Annotated in this window: 16 protein-coding genes; 15 read left to right on the forward strand and 1 reads right to left on the reverse strand. The window is 62.2% G+C overall.

All coding sequences use genetic code 11. The annotated features are described in order from the left end of the window. Positions 1-56 precede the first annotated feature (56 nt). The 7 genes from BLR69_RS20770 to BLR69_RS20800 all read left to right on the forward strand — a co-directional run bounded on the left by BLR69_RS20770 (position 57) and on the right by BLR69_RS20800 (position 6,137). Positions 57-920: a YicC/YloC family endoribonuclease gene (locus tag BLR69_RS20770; RefSeq protein WP_049710930.1), complete on the forward strand. Its 864-nt coding sequence runs from the start codon at positions 57-59 to the stop codon at positions 918-920. Between the two features lie 10 nt (positions 921-930). Then, a complete protein-coding gene (gene gmk / locus BLR69_RS20775) occupies positions 931-1,551 on the forward strand; it encodes a guanylate kinase (RefSeq protein WP_032884410.1) in 621 nt (206 codons plus the stop codon). A 167-nt stretch (positions 1,552-1,718) separates the two neighbouring features. Next, entirely contained in the window at positions 1,719-1,982 is a 264-nt protein-coding gene (gene rpoZ, locus BLR69_RS20780; protein ID WP_003176920.1) for a DNA-directed RNA polymerase subunit omega, read from the forward strand. Positions 1,983-2,042: 60 nt separating this feature from the next. Further along, the gene (gene spoT / locus BLR69_RS20785; protein ID WP_058424246.1) at positions 2,043-4,148 is read left to right on the forward strand and encodes a bifunctional GTP diphosphokinase/guanosine-3',5'-bis pyrophosphate 3'-pyrophosphohydrolase; all 2,106 of its coding nucleotides are present in this window, start codon (positions 2,043-2,045) and stop codon (positions 4,146-4,148) included. 22 nt (positions 4,149-4,170) lie between these two features. Beyond that, complete coding sequence (locus BLR69_RS20790) at positions 4,171-4,551, forward strand: RidA family protein (RefSeq protein ID WP_003176922.1); 381 nt, start codon at positions 4,171-4,173, stop codon at positions 4,549-4,551. A 56-nt stretch (positions 4,552-4,607) separates the two neighbouring features. After that, positions 4,608-5,351 (forward strand): hypothetical protein, encoded by a 744-nt coding sequence (locus BLR69_RS20795; protein WP_071494616.1) that lies wholly within the window; start codon positions 4,608-4,610, stop codon positions 5,349-5,351. Between the two features lie 75 nt (positions 5,352-5,426). Next, a complete protein-coding gene (locus BLR69_RS20800) occupies positions 5,427-6,137 on the forward strand; it encodes a hypothetical protein (protein WP_071494617.1) in 711 nt (236 codons plus the stop codon). 125 nt (positions 6,138-6,262) lie between these two features. Here BLR69_RS20800 and BLR69_RS20805 read toward each other — a convergent pair whose 3' ends face one another. Then, the gene (locus BLR69_RS20805; protein ID WP_071494618.1) at positions 6,263-7,114 is read right to left on the reverse strand and encodes an SDR family oxidoreductase; all 852 of its coding nucleotides are present in this window, start codon (positions 7,112-7,114) and stop codon (positions 6,263-6,265) included. A 186-nt stretch (positions 7,115-7,300) separates the two neighbouring features. Between BLR69_RS20805 and exbB the strand changes: the two genes are divergently transcribed. The 8 genes from exbB to recG all read left to right on the forward strand — a co-directional run bounded on the left by exbB (position 7,301) and on the right by recG (position 14,478). Next, positions 7,301-8,278, forward strand: a complete 978-nt coding sequence (gene exbB, locus BLR69_RS20810) for a tonB-system energizer ExbB (protein ID WP_071494619.1) — start codon at positions 7,301-7,303, stop codon at positions 8,276-8,278. Positions 8,279-8,284: 6 nt separating this feature from the next. Next, positions 8,285-8,710, forward strand: coding sequence for a TonB system transport protein ExbD (gene exbD, locus BLR69_RS20815; RefSeq protein ID WP_003195519.1), 426 nt, complete (start codon positions 8,285-8,287; stop codon positions 8,708-8,710). Continuing rightward, positions 8,707-9,456, forward strand: a complete 750-nt coding sequence (locus BLR69_RS20820; RefSeq protein ID WP_071494620.1) for a TonB family protein — start codon at positions 8,707-8,709, stop codon at positions 9,454-9,456. The genes exbD and BLR69_RS20820 overlap by 4 nt, the downstream gene beginning before the upstream one ends. A gap of 182 nt (positions 9,457-9,638) precedes the next feature. After that, positions 9,639-9,983, forward strand: a complete 345-nt coding sequence (locus BLR69_RS20825; protein ID WP_071494621.1) for a cupredoxin domain-containing protein — start codon at positions 9,639-9,641, stop codon at positions 9,981-9,983. Between the two features lie 3 nt (positions 9,984-9,986). Beyond that, positions 9,987-10,829, forward strand: coding sequence for an FTR1 family iron permease (locus BLR69_RS20830; RefSeq protein ID WP_071494622.1), 843 nt, complete (start codon positions 9,987-9,989; stop codon positions 10,827-10,829). Further along, on the forward strand, positions 10,826-11,356 hold the full coding sequence (locus BLR69_RS20835) for an iron transporter (RefSeq protein WP_071494623.1): 531 nt from the start codon (positions 10,826-10,828) through the stop codon (positions 11,354-11,356). Before BLR69_RS20830 ends, BLR69_RS20835 begins: the two co-directional genes overlap by 4 nt. Before the next feature lie 117 nt (positions 11,357-11,473). Continuing rightward, a complete protein-coding gene (locus tag BLR69_RS20840) occupies positions 11,474-12,394 on the forward strand; it encodes a hydrogen peroxide-inducible genes activator (protein ID WP_016975936.1) in 921 nt (306 codons plus the stop codon). 8 nt (positions 12,395-12,402) lie between these two features. Then, positions 12,403-14,478, forward strand: coding sequence for an ATP-dependent DNA helicase RecG (gene recG / locus BLR69_RS20845; RefSeq protein ID WP_058424461.1), 2,076 nt, complete (start codon positions 12,403-12,405; stop codon positions 14,476-14,478). The last annotated feature ends 104 nt before the right edge of the window (positions 14,479-14,582 follow it).

Genomic DNA, 14,582 nt, shown 5'->3' on the forward strand with positions numbered 1-14,582 from the left:
CTGCGCCTTCCCAATCATCAGCCCGCATCTACGGGGCTGCAACGCGAGGTACCTCCATGGTGCACAGCATGACCGCCTTTGCCCGCGTCGAAAAAGCCGGCGTACAAGGCACCCTGAGCTGGGAACTGCGCTCGGTCAACAGTCGCTACCTGGAGCCGCATCTGCGCCTGCCGGAGTCGTTCCGTGACCTCGAAGGCGCTGTGCGTGAAGCGCTGCGCCAGGGCATTTCCCGCGGCAAGCTGGAATGCACCCTGCGCTTTACCGAAGAAACCACCGGCAAGCCACTCCAGGTCGACCGCGACCGCGCCGCGCAATTGGTCGCCGCCGCCGAAACCATCGCCGGCCTGATCAAGCAGCCAGCCGCGCTCAACCCACTGGAAGTGCTGGCCTGGCCCGGCGTGCTGGTGGCCGACGCCACCGACCCGCAAGCGCTCAACGCCGAAGCACTCGCCCTGTTCAATCAGGGCCTGAAGGAGCTCAAGGCCGGCCGTGAGCGCGAAGGCGCCGAGTTGGCCCGCCTGATCAGCGAGCGCCTGACCTCGATCGAAGAAGACGTGGTCACCCTGCGCGAGCTGGTCCCGCAGATGCTTGCCACCCAACGCCAGAAGGTCCTCGACCGCTTCACCGACATGAAGGCCGACCTCGACCCGGTGCGCCTGGAGCAGGAAATGGTACTGCTGGCGCAAAAAAGCGATGTGGCCGAAGAGCTGGACCGCCTGAGCACCCACATCCTCGAAGTACGCCGCGTGCTCAAGTCCGGCGGCGCCGCCGGTCGGCGCCTGGACTTCCTGATGCAGGAACTCAACCGCGAAGCCAATACACTGGGCTCCAAGGCTTTCGATCCGCGCAGCACCACGGCTGCGGTCAACCTCAAGGTGTTGATCGAGCAGATGCGCGAACAAGTACAGAATATTGAGTAAGGCAACCTCCATGACCCACAGTACCGGCACCCTTTACATCATTTCCGCGCCTTCGGGCGCGGGCAAGAGCAGCCTGGTCAAGGCCTTGACCGATGCTGACGAGCAGATCCGCATCTCGGTCTCCCACACCACCCGCGCCATGCGCCCGGGTGAAGTGAACGGCGTGCACTATCACTTCGTCGAGCGCACCGAGTTCGTCAAGATGATCGAACACGGCGACTTCCTGGAGCGCGCCGAAGTGTTCGGCAACCTCTATGGCACTTCGCAAAGCCACTTGCAGCAGACCCTGGACGAAGGCCACGACTTGATCCTGGAAATCGACTGGCAAGGCGCCGAACAAGTGCGCCAGCTGATGCCCAAGGCGCGTTCGATCTTTATCCTGCCGCCGTCGCTTGAAGCGCTGCACCAGCGCCTGACCAACCGCGGCCAGGACAGCGACGAGATTATCGAAGGCCGCATGCGTGAAGCAGTCAGCGAAATGAGCCACTACGTCGACTACGACTACCTGATCATCAACGACGATTTTTCCCACGCACTGGATGATCTGAAGGCGATTTTCCGCACCAATCAGCTGCAGCAAAAGCGTCAGCAACAGCGTTTTGGCAAATTGCTGGCCGAACTGCTCGGTTGATTGGCTCTTCCCAAAACCGCTGCAAGGGCTTTACATTGGCGCTTGTAGCGGTTTTGCGAGGGCCTGCGAAAAATCAGCGCTTCCCTAAACGCTGGTGATTTTTTAAACTGTTTAGTCCGCTCGCCCAACCGGGCAGCGCGCATCTTGCATTCGCTCCGAGGAATACCATGGCCCGCGTAACCGTTGAAGACTGCCTAGAACACGTGGATAACCGCTTTGAGCTGGTCATGCTCTCTACCAAGCGTGCCCGTCAACTGGCCACTGGCGGCAAAGAGCCCCTGGTCCAGTGGGAAAACGACAAGCCTACCGTTGTCGCCCTGCGTGAAATCGCTGAAGGCCTGATGAGCTACGAGTTCATCGCCAACGCCGAAATCGTTGAAGACGAACCGCTGTTTGCAGCGTTCGAGGACGAGTCCAACGAGGCCGTCTAAGCCTATGCCTGGTCGACGTAGCACGGCGCGGGGTCACAGCCAACGGCAGGAGTTCACACTTTGCCGAGCATAGACGCCCTCGCCGATCGCTTATCGGCCTACCTCGGCCCAGACCAGGTCAACCTGGTCCGCCGAGCGTATTTCTACGCCGAACAAGCCCACGACGGCCAACGCCGCCGTAGCGGCGAGGCGTATGTCACCCATCCCCTTGCGGTGGCAAACATTCTTGCCGACATGCACATGGACCATCAGAGCCTGATGGCCGCGATGCTGCATGACGTGATCGAAGACACCGGCATCGCCAAGGAAGCGCTCAGCGCGCAATTCGGCGAAACCGTGGCCGAACTGGTCGACGGGGTCAGCAAACTGACCCAGATGAACTTCGAGACCAAGGCCGAGGCCCAGGCGGAAAACTTCCAGAAGATGGCCATGGCCATGGCCCGCGATATCCGCGTGATCCTGGTCAAGCTGGCCGACCGGCTGCACAACATGCGTACGCTGGAAGTGCTCTCCGGCGAAAAACGCCGGCGCATCGCCAAGGAAACCCTGGAAATCTACGCGCCCATCGCCAATCGGCTGGGCATGCACGCCATTCGTATCGAATTCGAAGACCTTGGTTTCAAAGCCATGCACCCGATGCGTTCGGCACGCATCTACCAGGCGGTCAAGCGCGCCCGGGGCAACCGCAAGGAAATCGTCAACAAGATCGAAGAATCCCTGAGCCATTGCCTGGCGATCGACGAGATCGAGGGCGAGGTCAGCGGCCGACAAAAGCACATCTACGGCATCTACAAGAAGATGCGCGGCAAGCGCCGGGCCTTCAACGAGATCATGGACGTGTACGCGTTCCGGATCATCGTCGACAAGGTCGACACCTGTTATCGCGTACTGGGCGCTGTACATAATTTGTACAAACCCCTGCCAGGTCGCTTCAAGGATTACATCGCGATTCCCAAGGCCAACGGCTACCAGTCGCTGCATACCACCCTGTTTGGTATGCACGGGGTGCCGATCGAGATCCAGATCCGTACCCGCGAAATGGAAGAGATGGCCAACAACGGCATCGCCGCCCATTGGCTGTACAAGTCCAGCGGCGACGAGCAGCCTAAAGGCACTCATGCCCGCGCCCGCCAGTGGGTCAAGGGCGTGCTGGAAATGCAGCAACGTGCCGGCAACTCCCTGGAATTTATCGAAAGCGTGAAGATCGACCTGTTCCCGGACGAGGTCTACGTGTTCACGCCCAAAGGCCGGATCATGGAGCTGCCCAAGGGCTCCACGGCGGTCGACTTTGCCTATGCGGTGCACACCGATGTGGGCAACAGCTGCATCGCCTGTCGGATCAATCGTCGTCTCGCACCGCTGTCCGAACCGCTGCAAAGTGGCTCCACGGTCGAGATCGTCAGTGCCCCGGGCGCGCGCCCGAACCCGGCATGGCTCAACTTCGTGGTCACCGGCAAGGCGCGCACGCACATCCGTCACGCGCTGAAATTGCAGCGCCGCTCCGAGTCCATCAGCCTGGGCGAACGCCTGCTGAACAAGGTGCTCAACGGTTTCGACAGCGCTCTCGACAAGATCCCGCAGGAACGCGTGCAAGCGATGCTCCACGAGTACCGCCAGGAAACCATCGAAGACCTGCTGGAAGATATCGGCCTTGGCAACCGCATGGCCTATGTAGTCGCCCGCCGCCTGCTCGGCGAAGGCGAACAGTTGCCAAGCCCGGAAGGCCCGTTGGCGATTCGCGGCACCGAGGGCCTGGTGCTGAGCTACGCCAAATGCTGCACGCCGATCCCGGGTGACCCGATTGTCGGCCACTTGTCCGCAGGCAAAGGCATGGTGGTGCACCTGGACAACTGCCGCAACATCACCGAAATCCGCCACAACCCGGAAAAATGCATCCAGCTCTCGTGGGCCAAGGATGTCACCGGCGAATTCAACGTCGAGTTGCGCGTGGAGCTGGAACACCAGCGCGGCCTGATCGCCCTGCTCGCCAGCAGCGTCAACGCGGCCGACGGCAATATCGAGAAAATCAGCATGGACGAGCGCGATGGCCGCATCAGCGTGGTCCAACTGGTGGTCAGCGTCCACGACCGCGTGCACCTGGCCCGCGTGATCAAGAAACTGCGTGCCTTGACCGGTGTGATCCGCATCACTCGCATGCGCGCCTAACCCACATTACAAGGAGTCATTCATGACCAAGACCGTTATCACCAGCGACAAAGCCCCTGCTGCCATCGGCACTTACTCCCAGGCGATCAAGGCGGGTAACACCGTCTATATGTCCGGCCAGATCCCGCTGGACCCAAAGACCATGGAACTGGTGGAAGGCTTCGAAGCACAGACCGTACAGGTCTTCGAAAACCTCAAGTCCGTTGCTGAAGCCGCCGGCGGTTCGTTCAAGGACATCGTCAAGCTGAACATCTTCCTCACCGACCTGAGCCACTTCGCCAAGGTCAACGAGATCATGGGCAAGTACTTCGAACAGCCTTACCCAGCCCGCGCCGCCATCGGCGTTGCCGCCCTGCCAAAGGGTGCGCAGGTTGAGATGGACGCGATCCTGGTCATCGAGTAAAACACCCGGCGCAGCCCCCACAAGCTGCGCCGACTTCGTTTCAGAAGGATTTCATGATGCGCAAAGCGCTTGTAGCCTCATCAATGCTCGCCCTGTTGCTCGGCGGCTGTGCCAGTAACCCTGCCGACAGGGATGTGAGCGGCACCTGGATCAACCAGGTCGCCATCGATGCGGCAGCCAAGGGCGGCCCTTTGCGTGAAGCCCTGCAGAGCTTTGGCCCGAACCTCGAGTGGGAGGTCAATACCAAGGCTTCGCAGGCCCGCTACTACAACGGTTTTGAAGTAGCTGAAGGCAAGTTGCTGGGTGAACAATCCGGCGCCTGGAACGTGGATTTCTACGGCAGCTCCGCCACCGAACTCAAGCGCAAAGGCAAGCAACTGCTGCAAGTGGCCAACGACAACGAGCCCGAACAGCTGTTTGCGCGCGCCAAAGACCCAGCCCCCGAAGGCGCACCACTGGGTGCCAACTTCGAGCGAGCGCTGTATGCGGCCTACCTGGGCGGTGACTGGAAGATCAGCGACGGCTTCGGCAGCGGCGCCATCGTGCAGTTCCAGGCTGACGGCAAGGTCGCCGGCCTGCCTAATGTGGACCGGTATTCGCTGTGCCTGGCCGGTGATTGCGCCTCGATGAGCGGTGGCTACGACAGCATCTGGCTGCAGCTGAACGGCCAGGGCAACCCGTGGATCTTTGTGCGCAAGGGCAAGCAACTGGAGATTTTCCAGGCGGTGAATACCGCGCAGGCCGACGAGGTGCCCTCGTTTACGCCCGGGCCTCGGCAGTGGCTACTGGAAAAACAGTGATACAAAGCAAAGGAGCCCAAGGGCTCCTTTTTCTTTAGCCTGCACCGCGATTGCCACGACTGAAGGCATTGCCCCATGCGCACACTCCTTATCCTCGGCCTCTTGCTGCTGAACGGCTGCACCCCTGCGGATATCAGTGGTGTCTGGATCAATCAGCCAATCATTGATGTGGCCGCGCAAGGCAAACCGCTGAACATCCACGGTACGCATTTGGAGTGGCACATCGACACTCGTGCTGGCAAGGCACAGGTGCGTAACGGCTTTGAGATGAGCGAAGGCCAGTTACTGCTCAAATCCCCCAACGTCTGGATCGTCGACTACGGTGGCGGTCACACCGATGAGCTGCAATTTGATGGCAAGTATCTGACCCAGGCGACCAACCAATACGCACCACAGGAAGTGTTCAGTCGCCCAACCGAAACGGTGGAGACGGGTTACGGCTGGGTCAACACCTTCGTGAAAGCCCTGAATACAGCGTACATGGCCGGCGAATGGAACATCATCGACGGCCCCGGGAAAGGCACGACGGCGAGGTTCACCACGCAGGGGCGTGTTTCAGGGCTTGGGCAAGCAGATCGATACACACTGTGCCTGGACGGCGACTGCCGGTCCCAGGGTGCGGGCAATGAAACCCTGCTTTTAGGCCATGCAGGCACCGACGATACATGGATCTTCGTGCGCAAAGGCAAGCAACTGGAGATTTTCCAGGCAGTGAATACCGCGCAGGCCGATGAGGTGCCCTCGTTTACGCCGGGACCTCGGCAGTGGCTGCTGGTAAAACAATAGCCGCCATGCCGCAAATCCAAATGTGGGAGGGGGCTTGCCCCCGATTGCAGTGCATCAGCTAATACAACTGTGGCTGACACTCCGCTATCGGGGGCAAGCCCCCTCCCACATTTTTTGACTGCGTTTCAGCCCTTGAGGATCGCAGCATAGCCTTCGCGATAGGTCGGGTAGGTCGGCGTCCAACCCAACGCTTTCACACGGGCATTGCTGCACTGCTTGCTGCCCGCTCGCCGCACACTGGCGTCCTCAGCCCACTCTGTCACCCCAAGGTAATCGCGCAACCAGCCCACCACTTCGGCCAGTGGAGCGGGTGCATCGTCGACACCGATGTAGACCTTGTCCAGCGAACCGCCCTCTTCCACATGGCGCAACAAAAAGGCCAGCAGCCCAGCGGCGTCCTCCGCATGAATGCGATTGCCATATAAAGGTGGATCGATTGCCACTCGGTAGCCCTGGCGAACCTGGGTCAGCAGCCATTCACGTCCCGGACCATAAATGCCGGTCAGGCGCACGATGCTGGCTGGGATGCTGCTATTGAGCGCCACCTGCTCAGCCTCCAGCATCACCTGCCCGGAATATCCCTTCGCCTGAGTCTCCGATGTTTCGTCGACCCACTCGCCATTCTGCTGCCCGTAGACGCTGCTGCTGGATACAAACAGCAAGTGCTTAGGCTCCTGGCCGTAGTCGCCCAACCACTCCAGCACATGTTTCAGCCCTTCTACATAAGCAGCGCGGTAACCGGCCTCATCGTGGTCCGTCGCAGCAGCGCAGTACACCAGGTAATCCACCCCGCCAATTGGCCAGGTGTCGGGGCAATCCTTTTTGAACAGGTCACCGGCAATGCCGATGACGCCCTCAGGAAGCCGCGAAATATCGCGGCGCAGGCCATGAACCTCCCATTCCGAGGCGAGCAACTGGCTAGCCAGCCGACTACCCACATCGCCACATCCGGCAATCACAACAGAAGGCGCTGACATCACAAAACTCCGCGAAGAAAGGTCTAGGTTAGCCTTCGCAGATGACAGACGGCCAGAAAAAGCACAAATAAAGTTACTGTATTACTTCTGTTAACAAGAATTACTTGCAATAATAACCGCCCATTTGTCCTCGACCCCTGGGTCTGGAAGGACGATCACTCATTTTTTTACTCAGGTCCGGCCAGCATGACACGTAATACAACCCCCGCTTCGCCAACCAAGCTTCACAGCCCATCCCGCGCCTGGCGCGCGATTGCTGCGCTGCTGTTCAGCGTACTGCTGGCACCGACCGCCGCCTTCGCTGATGCCACCGCGCCAGCCACCCCGGCGGCCGCCGAGCACAACACTGCGGCACCGGCAGCACCTGCCGCAGCGCCCGCTGCCACCGACCCGGCCCAGGCTGCTGACCCTGCCGCCGACGACAGCGGTGGGGTGCTGGAAGAAGACAACACCCTGGGCATGGCCCACGACCTGTCGCCCTGGGGCATGTACCAGAACGCTGACGTGGTGGTGAAAGCCGTGATGATCGGCCTGGCCATCGCCTCGATCATCACCTGGACCATCTGGATCGCCAAAGGCTTCGAGCTGCTGGGCGCCAAGCGTCGCCTGCGCACCGAAATCGTCCACCTGAAAAAGGCCACCACCCTCAAGGAAGCCAGCGAAAGCGCGACCAAGAAGGGCACGCTGGCCAATACCCTGGTGCACGACGCGCTGGAAGAAATGCGCCTGTCGGCCAACACCCGCGAAAAAGAAGGCATCAAGGAACGTGTGGCCTTCCGCCTGGAGCGCCTGGTGGCGGCCTGCGGCCGTAACATGAGCAGCGGCACCGGCGTGCTGGCGACCATCGGTTCCACCGCGCCGTTCGTCGGCCTGTTCGGTACCGTGTGGGGCATCATGAACAGCTTCATCGGCATCGCCAAAACCCAGACCACCAACCTCGCCGTCGTTGCCCCAGGCATCGCCGAAGCCCTGCTGGCCACCGCCCTGGGCCTGGTTGCCGCAATTCCTGCGGTAGTGATCTACAACGTCTTCGCTCGCTCGATTGCCGGCTACAAGGCCCAGGTATCGGACGCGTCGGCGGAAGTCCTGCTGCTGGTCAGCCGCGACCTCGATCACCTGCCTACCGAGCGCAGCTCGCAACCGCACATGGTGAAAGTGGGGTAATCGGCCATGGGCCTGCATTTGAATCAAGGCGACGACGAACTCGTCGAGAACCACGAAATCAACGTCACGCCGTTTATCGACGTGATGCTGGTGCTGCTGATCATCTTCATGGTGGCGGCACCGTTGGCCACCGTGGACATCAAGGTCGACCTGCCCGCCTCCAGCGCAAAACCTGCGCCTCGGCCGGAGAAACCGATCTTCCTCAGCGTCAAGGCGGACCAACGCCTGTTCCTGGGCGAAGAAGAGGTCAAGGCTGAAACCCTGGGGCCGGTGCTCGACGCCAAGACCCAGGGCAAGAAGGACACGACGATCTTCTTCCAGGCTGACAAGGGCGTGGACTACGGCGACCTGATGAGCGTGATGGATGCCCTGCGGGCAGCCGGCTACCTCAAGGTAGGCCTGGTCGGACTTGAGACGGCAGCCAAGAAATGATCACGACGCGCCACAAACTGACGCGTTATGGCACCAGCCTCGCCGTCGTACTGGGCGTGCATGCCGTCGCGATCGCTATCGCGCTTCATTGGTCGGCGCCGCGCACGGTGCAGTTGCCACCGGCTGCCATGGTCATCGACCTGGCTCCGATGCCAGCCCCACCGCCGCCGGCACCGCCCAAGGTGGTCACGCCGCCGCAACCGCCTGCCCCGGTGGAAGAGCTGCCCCTGCCGAAACTGGCCGAGGCACCCAAGCCGACGATCCAGGTGCCCAAGCCGGTCAAGCCCAAGCCCAAACCGCAGCCGCCCAAGCCGGTGGAGAAGAAGATCGAGCCGCCCAAGGAGAAACCTTCCGAGGACCCGCCGAGCGACGCTCCACCGACCCAGGCACCGGCTGAAAAATCGGCCCAGCCCGTTCCTGGCCCGTCGCCGCAACAGGTTGCCGCCAAGGCGTCCTGGGAAGGCACCCTGCTGGCTCACCTGCAGAAGTACAAGAAGTACCCGCCAGGCGCCCAGGCGCGTGGCAAGGAAGGCCTCAACCGCCTGAAGTTCGTGGTGGATGCCGAGGGTAACGTGCTGTCCTACGAGTTGGTGGGCCGCTCCGGCAACGCCGACCTGGACCGCGCCACGCTGGACATGATCCGTCGTGCCCAGCCGCTGCCCAAGCCGCCTGCGGACATGCTCAAGGGTGGCAGCATCGAGATCGTTGCACCGTTCGTGTACAACATCGAGAAGCGTCGTCGCTGAGCCGCTCCCAATGGGCACCCTCGGGTGCCCATTGCGTTCCCCCTCCCCGGTATTTCAAGCCTTGCAGACCCGCGAGCTGAACCGTGGCTGAATGTGAAACCAATGTCATGGTTCTTCACTTGTAACACTTCAATACACCACCAATCATGCGCGAACAATTCTCATTTGAGAGGCTTTTCGCCATGTCCTGCCCTCACCGCCTGACGCTTGCCCTGCTCGCAATCGCTGGCGCCCCCTGCGCAGCCCATGCGGATCAACTGGTCAGCCTGACCGTGCAGAACCACACCTTCACACCCGCCAGCTTCACCGTGCCGGCCGGGGAGCGCTTTCGCATCCAGCTCACCAACAACGACGACACCGTCGACGAATTCGAAAGCTACGACATGAAATTCGAAAAGATCGTCGTGCCTGGCAACACCATTACCGTCTTCGCCGGCCCGATGCATCCGGGCACCTACAGCTTTTTCGACGACTACCACCCCGACCAGGCCAAAGGCACCGTCACCGTCGTCGCGGCCAAGGAGTAAGTCATGCTGGCCTGTCTGCTGATCGTGTTTCGTGAAGTCCTGGAAGCCGGCATCGTCATCGGTATCGTCATGGCCGCCACCCAGGGGCTGGCGCGGCGAAGTACCTACATCATCGGCGGCATCGCTGCCGGTGTTGGCGGCGCGGCGATCCTCGCGCTGTTCACTGGCGCCATCACCCAGGCCCTGGACGGTTTCGGCCAGGAAATCTTCAACGCCACCATCCTTATCGTCGCGGTGTGCATGCTCGGCTGGCACAACCTGTGGATGAGCAGCCATGGCCGCGAACTCGCCACTCAACTGCGCGAAAGCGGGTCGGCGGTGCAACGCGGCGAGAAGACCCTGTGGGCACTGGCCATCGTGATCACCGTGGCCGTGCTGCGCGAAGGCTCGGAAATCGTGCTGTTCCTGTATGGCATCGCCGCATCCACCCACACCGAACCCCTGACGATGCTCATCGGCGGCGTGCTCGGGATTGCCGGCGGCGGCGTGCTGTCGTGGCTGCTGTATCGCGGACTGGTGGTGATCAGCCTCAAGCGCCTGTTCTCGGTCACCACGTGGATGATCGCCGTACTCGCGGCGGGAATGGCCGGCCGCGCCGCCGCGATCCTGGCCGGTATCAACCTGATCCCGGCCTGGGGCTACGAGTTGTGGGACACCTCTTGGCTGGTCTCCGACGCAAGCCTCACCGGCCGGGCGCTGCAAGCGCTGACCGGCTACACCGACCGCCCTTTGGGCATTCAACTGTTTGCCTGGGTGGCCACCCTTACCCTGCTGCTGGTGGGTAGCCGCCTTGTGCAGTCGCGCACCACTCAACCGTCTTCACCCACCCTGGAGCGTCACCCATGAACCACCTGTCCAAACCCGTGGCCGCTGCACTGGTCCTGACCAGTGCCCTGGCTTTTTCCGCCGTCAGCCAAGCCCGTGAATACCCGATCGGCGGGCCGGTTCAGACCCACGACATGGAGATCGCCTCCTCGTACCTCACCGGGATCGAGATGGCGCCAATGCCACCGGGCATGGTCATGGACAAGGACTCGGTGCACCTTGAAACCGATGTGCATGCCACCGCCGACAACAAGTACGGACTGTCCAACGGTGAATGGGTGCCTTACCTGAGCATCTCCTATTCCCTGGTCAAGGAAGGCGCTCCGGACTACAAGCAAATCGGCACGCTCCTGCCGATGGTTGCCAAAGACGGCGCACACTATGCGAACAACGTGAAGATGGACGGCCCCGGCACCTATACCGTCGTCCTGCGCTACGAGAGCCCACAGATCAATGGCTTCTTCCACCACGTCGACAAAGAAACCGGCGTGCCCGAATGGTGGGGCCCGTTCACCGAGACCTTCACCTTCAAATACCCGCAGAAATAACCGGCAAAACACCTGCGGCACCCGATTAGCTGGTGTCGCAAACCCCATCGTGTCTGATAACGTGCGTCTATCGATTGCAGCCGGTATGCTTGGCCCGCAACCTCATGGACGCCCGCTATGACTCTTACAGAATTGCGCTACATCGTTACCCTCGCCCAAGAGCAGCACTTCGGCCACGCGGCCGAGCGTTGCCATGTCAGCCAACCGACGCTGTCGGTGGGCGTGAAAAAGCTTGAAGACGAACTCGGTGTGCTGATTTTCGAGCGCAGCAAGAGCGCCGTGCGCCTCACCCCGGTGGGCGAAGGCATCGTGGCCCAGGCCCAGAAGGTGCTGGAGCAGGCGCAGAGCATTCGCGAACTGGCCCAGGCCGGCAAGAACCAGCTGACCGCACCGCTCAAGGTCGGCGCCATCTACACCGTCGGCCCGTACCTGTTTCCGCACCTGATCCCGCAACTGCACCGCGTCGCGCCGCAGATGCCGCTGTATATCGAAGAAAATTTCACCCACGTGCTGCGCGACAAACTGCGCAACGGCGAGCTGGACGCGATCATCATCGCCCTGCCGTTCAATGAAGCCGACGTGCTGACCCTGCCGCTCTACGACGAGCCGTTCTACGTGCTGATGCCGGCCTCGCACCCTTGGACCCAGAAAGACACCATCGACGCCGGCCTGCTCAACGACAAGAGCCTGCTGCTGCTCGGCGAAGGCCACTGCTTCCGCGACCAGGTCCTGGAAGCCTGCCCGACCCTGACCAAGGGCAATGACGGTGCCAAGCACACCACCGTGGAATCCAGCTCCCTGGAAACCATTCGTCACATGGTCGCGTCCGGCCTGGGCATTTCCATCCTGCCGCTGTCGGCGGTCGACAGCCATCACTACGCCCCCGGCGTGATCGAAGTACGCCCACTCACGCCGCCGGTGCCGTTCCGCACCGTGGCGATCGCCTGGCGCGCCAGCTTCCCACGGCCCAAAGCGATTGAGATCCTCGCCGACTCGATCCGCCTGTGTTCGGTCGCCAAGCCGACTGCCGCGAGCTAAGCCAGGGTATGACTGAGCTGTCGCAGGTGTCGGTGACGGCACTCAAGGGTGTCGGTGAAGCCATGGCCGAGAAGCTGGCCAAGGTTGGCCTGGAGAACCTCCAGGACGTGCTGTTCCACCTGCCCCTGCGCTATCAGGACCGCACCCGCGTAGTGCCCATCGGCCAGTTGCGCCCTGGGCAGGACGCGGTGGTCGAAGGCACCGTCAGCGGCGCCGACGTGGTGATGGGCAAGCGCCGCAGTTTGGTCGTACGCCTGCAGGATGGCACCGGCGGCCTGAGCCTGCGCTTCTACCATTTCAGCAACGCGCAGAAGGAAGGCCTCAAGCGCGGCACCCGCGTGCGCTGCTACGGCGAAGCGCGACCCGGCGCATCCGGCCTGGAGATCTATCACCCGGAGTACCGCGCCATCACCGGTGACGAACCGCCGCCGGTCGACACCACCCTCACGCCGATCTACCCGCTCACCGAAGGCCTGACCCAGCAACGCCTGCGCCAACTGTGCATGCAGACGCTGACCATGCTCGGCCCGAAAAGCCTGCCCGACTGGCTGCCCCAGGAGCTGGCTCGCGACTATCAACTGGCGCCGCTGGACGATGCGATCCGCTACCTGCATCACCCGCCCGCCGACGCCGATGTCGACGAACTCGCGCTCGGTCATCACTGGGCCCAGCACCGTCTGGCCTTTGAAGAACTGCTGACCCACCAATTGTCGCAGCAACGCCTGCGCGAAAGCATGCGTTCCCTGCGTGCACCGGCAATGCCCAAGGCCACGCGCCTGCCTGCGCAGTACCTGGCCAACCTCGGTTTTGCGCCGACCGGTGCCCAGCAACGCGTCGGCAATGAAATCGCCTATGACCTGAGCCAGCAAGAGCCCATGCTGCGGCTGATCCAGGGCGATGTGGGCGCAGGCAAGACCGTGGTCGCCGCCCTCGCCGCACTGCAAGCACTGGAAGCCGGCTACCAGGTGGCGCTGATGGCGCCCACCGAGATCCTCGCCGAGCAGCACTTCATCACCTTCAAGCGCTGGCTCGAACCGCTGGGCCTGGAAGTGGCGTGGCTGGCCGGCAAGCTCAAGGGCAAGAACCGCGCGGCGGCACTGGAACAGATCGCCGGCGGCGCGCCGATGGTGGTCGGCACCCACGCGCTGTTCCAGGATGAAGTGCAATTCAAGAACCTGGCCCTGGTAATCATCGACGAACAGCACCGCTTCGGCGTGCAACAGCGCCTGGCCCTGCGCCAGAAAGGCGTGGGCGGGCGGATGAACCCGCACCAACTGATCATGACCGCCACACCGATCCCGCGCACCCTGGCCATGAGCGCCTACGCCGACCTCGACACCTCGATCCTCGACGAACTGCCGCCTGGCCGTACGCCGGTCAACACCGTGCTGGTCACCGACACCCGGCGCGTGGAAGTGATCGAACGCGTACGCGGCGCCTGTGCTGAAGGGCGCCAGGCGTACTGGGTGTGCACGCTGATCGAAGAGTCCGAAGAGCTGACCTGCCAAGCGGCCGAAACCACTTACGAAGACCTCACCAGCGCCCTCGGCGAACTCAAGGTCGGGCTGATCCACGGGCGCATGAAACCGGCAGAAAAGGCCGCAGTGATGGCCGAGTTCAAGGCCGGCAACCTGCAACTGTTGGTAGCCACTACCGTGATCGAAGTCGGCGTGGACGTGCCCAACGCCAGCCTGATGATCATCGAAAACCCCGAGCGCCTGGGCCTGGCGCAACTGCACCAGTTGCGTGGCCGTGTGGGCCGAGGCAGCGCCGCCAGCCACTGCGTGCTGCTCTACCACCCGCCGCTGTCACAGATCGGCCGCCAGCGCCTGGGCATCATGCGTGAAACCAACGACGGTTTTGTCATCGCCGAAAAAGACCTGGAACTGCGCGGCCCCGGCGAAATGCTCGGCACCCGCCAGACCGGCCTGCTGCAATTCAAGGTCGCCGACCTGATGCGCGACGCCGACCTGCTGCCAGCCGTGCGCGATGCGGCGCAGGCGCTGCTGGAGCGCTGGCCGGATCACGTCAGCCCGCTGCTCAATCGCTGGCTACGCCACGGCCAACAATACGGCCAAGTCTGACCCTGTAGGAGCGAGCTTGCTCGCGAAAAACGCCAACAATGACGCGGGCATTCTGGAATGAACGCGGCACCTTGGGTCTCTTCGCGAGCAAGCTCGCTCCTACA

The sequence above is a fragment of the Pseudomonas azotoformans genome (assembly GCF_900103345.1).
Taxonomy (GTDB): domain Bacteria; phylum Pseudomonadota; class Gammaproteobacteria; order Pseudomonadales; family Pseudomonadaceae; genus Aquipseudomonas; species Aquipseudomonas azotoformans.

Bases quoted from the DNA above. Each gene is read 5' to 3' on its own strand.
- BLR69_RS20770 (WP_049710930.1), top strand. From the start codon at position 57: ATGGTGCACAGCATGACCGCCTTTGCCCGCGTCGAAAAAGCCGGCGTA.
- gmk (WP_032884410.1), top strand. From the start codon at position 931: ATGACCCACAGTACCGGCACCCTTTACATCATTTCCGCGCCTTCGGGC.
- rpoZ (WP_003176920.1), top strand. From the start codon at position 1,719: ATGGCCCGCGTAACCGTTGAAGACTGCCTAGAACACGTGGATAACCGC.
- BLR69_RS20790 (WP_003176922.1), top strand. From the start codon at position 4,171: ATGACCAAGACCGTTATCACCAGCGACAAAGCCCCTGCTGCCATCGGC.
- BLR69_RS20795 (WP_071494616.1), top strand. From the start codon at position 4,608: ATGCGCAAAGCGCTTGTAGCCTCATCAATGCTCGCCCTGTTGCTCGGC.
- BLR69_RS20800 (WP_071494617.1), top strand. From the start codon at position 5,427: ATGCGCACACTCCTTATCCTCGGCCTCTTGCTGCTGAACGGCTGCACC.
- BLR69_RS20805 (WP_071494618.1), bottom strand. From the start codon at position 7,114: ATGTCAGCGCCTTCTGTTGTGATTGCCGGATGTGGCGATGTGGGTAGT.
- exbB (WP_071494619.1), top strand. From the start codon at position 7,301: ATGACACGTAATACAACCCCCGCTTCGCCAACCAAGCTTCACAGCCCA.
- exbD (WP_003195519.1), top strand. From the start codon at position 8,285: ATGGGCCTGCATTTGAATCAAGGCGACGACGAACTCGTCGAGAACCAC.
- BLR69_RS20820 (WP_071494620.1), top strand. From the start codon at position 8,707: ATGATCACGACGCGCCACAAACTGACGCGTTATGGCACCAGCCTCGCC.
- BLR69_RS20825 (WP_071494621.1), top strand. From the start codon at position 9,639: ATGTCCTGCCCTCACCGCCTGACGCTTGCCCTGCTCGCAATCGCTGGC.
- BLR69_RS20830 (WP_071494622.1), top strand. From the start codon at position 9,987: ATGCTGGCCTGTCTGCTGATCGTGTTTCGTGAAGTCCTGGAAGCCGGC.
- BLR69_RS20835 (WP_071494623.1), top strand. From the start codon at position 10,826: ATGAACCACCTGTCCAAACCCGTGGCCGCTGCACTGGTCCTGACCAGT.
- BLR69_RS20840 (WP_016975936.1), top strand. From the start codon at position 11,474: ATGACTCTTACAGAATTGCGCTACATCGTTACCCTCGCCCAAGAGCAG.
- recG (WP_058424461.1), top strand. From the start codon at position 12,403: ATGACTGAGCTGTCGCAGGTGTCGGTGACGGCACTCAAGGGTGTCGGT.